Origin of the sequence: Amycolatopsis sp. SID8362, from assembly GCF_010550475.1 — a bacterium.
In the GTDB taxonomy this organism is placed as follows: Bacteria; Actinomycetota; Actinomycetes; order Mycobacteriales; family Pseudonocardiaceae; genus Amycolatopsis; species Amycolatopsis eburnea.
Map to the genome: position 1 here is coordinate 1 of NZ_JAAGNB010000548.1, position 2,171 is coordinate 2,171.

A 2,171-nucleotide genomic window follows, 5' to 3' on the forward strand; every position below is an offset into this window, starting at 1 on the left:
GACGTCCCTCGGCGGCGAGCCGTTCGAACCGCTCCGCGTCGACGTCTTCGCGCGCGACCGCCAGCCGGTAGCCGCCCGGCCCGGATTCCACCGCCACCGGCAGGGCTTTCCGCAGCCGCGAAACCAGCGACTGGAGGGCGTTGGCCGCGTCGGACGGCGGTTCGCCGCCCCACAGGCCGTCGACGAGCGCGTCGGCGGGCACCGCGCGCCCCGCGTCCAGCGCGAGCCTGGCCAAGAGCATGCGGAGGCGGGCACCGCCGATGTCGATCGGGGTGCCGTCGTCTTCCGCCGCACGCAGCGGGCCCAGCAGCGCGACGCGCATGCGTCCAGCTTTCCAGACGACGGCCGGGCAGCGGGGCGGGCCGACGTAAGTGCTGATTATCCGGACAAAAAAGACTCAACGCCCAGCTGTCCGTGATCTTGCCACTACGTTGCGTCCGAGGTCACCCGACAGGACAGGAGCGTTCATGAGGGGACAGAAACCGGTCGTGGTCGCGGCCGCCGTCGTCGCCAGTCTCTGCCTGGGCACCAGCGTCGCCGCGGCGGGTGACGGCTGGGGCGCGACGCCCGGCAGCGACGGCGCCGGGGACAGCTACTACCCGCAGGACGGCAACGGCGGCTACAACGTGGCTGACTACAACCTCAAGGTCACCTACGACCCGCCGTCGCACCAGCTCACCGGGAACCAGGCCATCACCGCGCGGGCGACCCAGTCGCTCAGTTCGTTCGACCTGGACTTCAAGGGCCTGACCGTCGACTCGGTGAAGGTCGACGGCCGGGCCGCGAAGTTCGCCCGGACCGGCGACCACGAACTGGTCGTCACGCCGTCGCGGGCACTGTGGCGCGGCCAGAACTTCAAGGTCGAGATCGCCTACCACGGGGTGCCCGCGCCGATCAACGATCCGGCGCTCGGCAACAACGGCTGGCAGTTCGCCCAGGCGGGCGGCGCGTTCGTCGCCGGCGAGCCGCGGTCGGCGACCACCTGGTACCCGGTCAACGACACCCCGCTCGACAAGGCCACGTTCCACCTGGCGATCACCGTGCCCGACGAGTGGGGCGTGATCGCCAACGGCCGCGAGAAGCCGTCCTTCAAGGCGCCCGGTGGGACCACGCACGTCTGGGCCGAGGAAACGCCGATCGTGCCGTACATGACGACGGTCGCGATCGACAAGTGGACCTTCGACCGCCAGACCCGCAAGGACGGCACCCCGGTCGTCAGCGCGTTCGCCCCCGGCGTGCCCGACTCGACGAAGCAGGCCGAAGGGCGGCTGCCGGAGATCCTCGACTTCCTCGAGTCGAAGTTCGGCAAGTACCCGATCGACGCCGCCGGTGGCATCTTCCTGAACGAGCAGATCGGCTTCTCGCTGGAGACGATGAGCCGGCCGATCTACTCCGCGGGCTGGGCCGGCACGGTGCCGACGATCGTCCACGAGAACGCCCACCAGTGGTACGGCGACTCGGTGGCGGTCGAGCGCTGGAAGGACGTCTGCCTCAACGAGTGCTTCGCCTCCTACGCCACGTGGCTGTGGGACGAGGGCAAGGAGGGCGTCGACCTGGACAAGCAGTACGCGGACGACGTCAAGAAGGCCACGACGACGTTCTGGAACGGCAAGCTCTACGACATGGGACAGGGCAACGAGTTCACGTACGTGTACTCGAAGGGCCCGATGATGCTGCACGCGCTGCGCAACTACGTCGGTGAGCAGGCGTTCTCCCGGGTCCTGAAGACCTGGCCGTCGCTGCACCGCGACGGGAACGCGAGCATGCGGCAGTTCCAGCGGTACACCGAAACCGTCTCGCACCAGAACCTGCAGGGGTTCTTCGACGCGTGGGTCTACGGCACCGGCAAGCCGGCCGACCAGTACCTGTACCCGGGCGGTCTGAAGCCCGCCGCCTGACCCGCATTTCGTGAAGGCCACCTTGCGGAACGTAAGGTGGCCTTCACGGCGTTTTCGGAGGTGGCATGGCCAAGGTGCTGATGACGGGGTTCGCGCCGTTCGGCGGTGAGCCGGTGAACCCCTCGTGGCAGGCGGTTTCGCGGCTCGGCGCGCGCCGGGACGACGTCGCCGCGGTCGAGCTGCCGTGCGAGTTCGCCGCGTCGCTGCCCGCGTTGCGCGCGGCGGTCGTGGCGCACCGGCCGTCGCTCGTGGTGTGCGTCGGGCAGGCCGGCG

2 protein-coding genes and 1 pseudogene are annotated in these 2,171 nt (G+C 69.7%); 2 read left to right on the top strand and 1 reads right to left on the bottom strand.

Features of this window, described 5'->3' with window-relative positions; all coding sequences use genetic code 11:
• A partial coding sequence (locus G3I65_RS17255; RefSeq protein WP_160697027.1) for a helix-turn-helix domain-containing protein occupies window positions 1-322 on the bottom strand: 322 nt, incomplete at its 3' end.
• Window positions 323-467: 145 nt separating this feature from the next.
• Here G3I65_RS17255 and G3I65_RS17260 point away from each other — a divergent pair.
• Together G3I65_RS17260 and G3I65_RS17265 are read left to right on the top strand one after the other, a co-directional pair.
• A complete protein-coding gene (locus G3I65_RS17260; RefSeq protein ID WP_160697028.1) occupies window positions 468-1,898 on the top strand; it encodes a M1 family metallopeptidase in 1,431 nt (476 codons plus the stop codon).
• Between the two features lie 65 nt (window positions 1,899-1,963).
• A pseudogene (locus G3I65_RS17265) lies at window positions 1,964-2,171 on the top strand (pyroglutamyl-peptidase I); the annotation flags it as partial.

What these genes read in the sequence shown, in the direction of transcription:
- G3I65_RS17260 (WP_160697028.1), top strand. Translation starts at nt 468, where the DNA reads ATGAGGGGACAGAAACCGGTCGTGGTCGCGGCCGCCGTCGTCGCCAGT.